The 1694-nt window shown below is 57.1% G+C and carries 1 protein-coding gene; it reads right to left on the bottom strand.

The genetic code is table 11. From position 1 onward, the window contains the following. Window positions 1-1092 (bottom strand): toll/interleukin-1 receptor domain-containing protein, encoded by a 1092-nt coding sequence (locus tag MJ783_RS22670; RefSeq protein WP_239313794.1) that lies wholly within the window; start codon window positions 1090-1092, stop codon window positions 1-3. Between the last annotated feature and the right edge of the window lie 602 nt (window positions 1093-1694).

The raw sequence follows: 1694 nt of genomic DNA, 5'->3' as shown, positions 1-1694 counted from the left end.
CTAGTGCTTATGGAGATAGAGAGGTGCCGACCTCAACCGTCCAACATCTGTCAGAAGCCAAATATTCAAGATGACCTCATTTAGCATACCTCCGTATTTTGCTAGTTCGAGATGAAATCGGAAGGGTGCTTTCGAGGGCATGTAGATAGGGTCGGGTAGTACGCGTGATACCTCTATATCAAAGCGCAACCACGGAACCTCGCCCCAGGAATTCTGCTGGGGCTCGGTTATGTTCCGCAGGTTCGGCATTTCGATCGAGTAATAGTCAAGTATTGGGATCCGTGCCGCTCGCGGGATGCCGTAGACGTACGTGACTTGGGACGCGTAGACTATCTCTACTCCCAAGGTAGATGCGACGAGGGGGACTTTCCCGTTATTGATCACCGTTATGTCGAACGTTGGCGGTGGACTAGACTTCACCAACTGTGTCTCATGGAAGTACTGGCTAACGGGAGTTATATATCTCCCAGCGGGTACAGGGCTTTCCTCCGCCCAGTATCCGTTCTGGCCGTCTATCGAGATCCTTGCAAAGGAGGCGATTTGGGGATCTAGAGTCTGGGGTCCTGGGGCGGAATGCATAGGGACACTCCCGCCGGTGGCAGAGATTCCCGTCTGCCGCCACTCGACGACCTTACGAATCCCGGCGACCACACTCGACCATCCAGCATCCCTGTCCCTGAATGAGGTAACCGGTTTTGCATCTTTGGGCAGGGCTTGGAGTTTGCCTAGAGTGCTTCCATTGCGAAGCCTAACATTCATCCAATCATCGACTGGGCGCAGGATAACGGGCACGACGGTAGCGCTCGCGCTGTCGTGCCGCTCAATCGCGCGCATCGCTTCTATGGTCCAGCAATAATCCGATGCAATAAAATCTGAACTAACGAGGAGTAGGATTATGTCGGCGTGGTTTAGGTGGTCGTCGATCTCGTGGGACCATTCTTGACCCGGGACGATCTCCCGGTCCGTCCAGGTGCCAATAAGTCCACTTCGCTGGAGAGGGGAAAGATGTTTCTTTAGCTCGGCTTGGAGGCCGGCATCCCGATGGGAATAGCTAACAAAGACCGAGAGTGGGGTAGGCTGTATATTGCTCACGAGGTCCCCCCGTAACTTGTCGCTTGGTCGAGGTGAAACAGCGAGATGGCGCCTGAATCAGCATAGAGGGCGGTCTCCAGCAGTCAGTGCACCGCCTGCCTCGTGCTGGAAGCAGGGTGTGGGGTGCCAGAACCCGGCTACCAGCGTTGACCTGGGCTTTGAGACGGCTCGTTCGTATTCGTTGATCTTGCGCCACGAGCGTGAAGGGGGACTCTGATCTTGAGATAGACAGGAATCTTCTGGAGCGGTGCTCCATGGGAGATGGAGGTATGGCCCTCCGTGGTCGCCATGCGGGTGGTGGGCGCAAACCACCGTCAGCGGCGTCGCCTCAACGGGCGGGGTCGTGAGCGTGACGGAAAAGGCCCGGGGACGACCGGGTCAGGTGCGGTTCGGGAAGGCGAGCGAGAGCGAACCACTGTCGAAGTGTCGAAAGAATATGGACAACGTCAGAACCGAGGTTGTGATCAAGGCTTCGGGATGAGTCCGGGGGATACCCGTTTACTGCCCGGGCGGCGTTCGGCATGTAGGTGGCGCGAGTCCGATCATGGCTCCTGTGGGGAACGTGGGAACCTTACGCCTCCGCGCTCCGACCGGGCTTGCCG

It is taken from the genome of Protofrankia sp. Cj3 (assembly GCF_917627355.1).
Classification (GTDB): domain Bacteria; phylum Actinomycetota; class Actinomycetes; order Frankiales; family Frankiaceae; genus Protofrankia.
The sequence above is the reverse complement of the archived record's forward strand: the minus strand, read 5'-3'. Positions and strand labels throughout refer to the sequence as shown.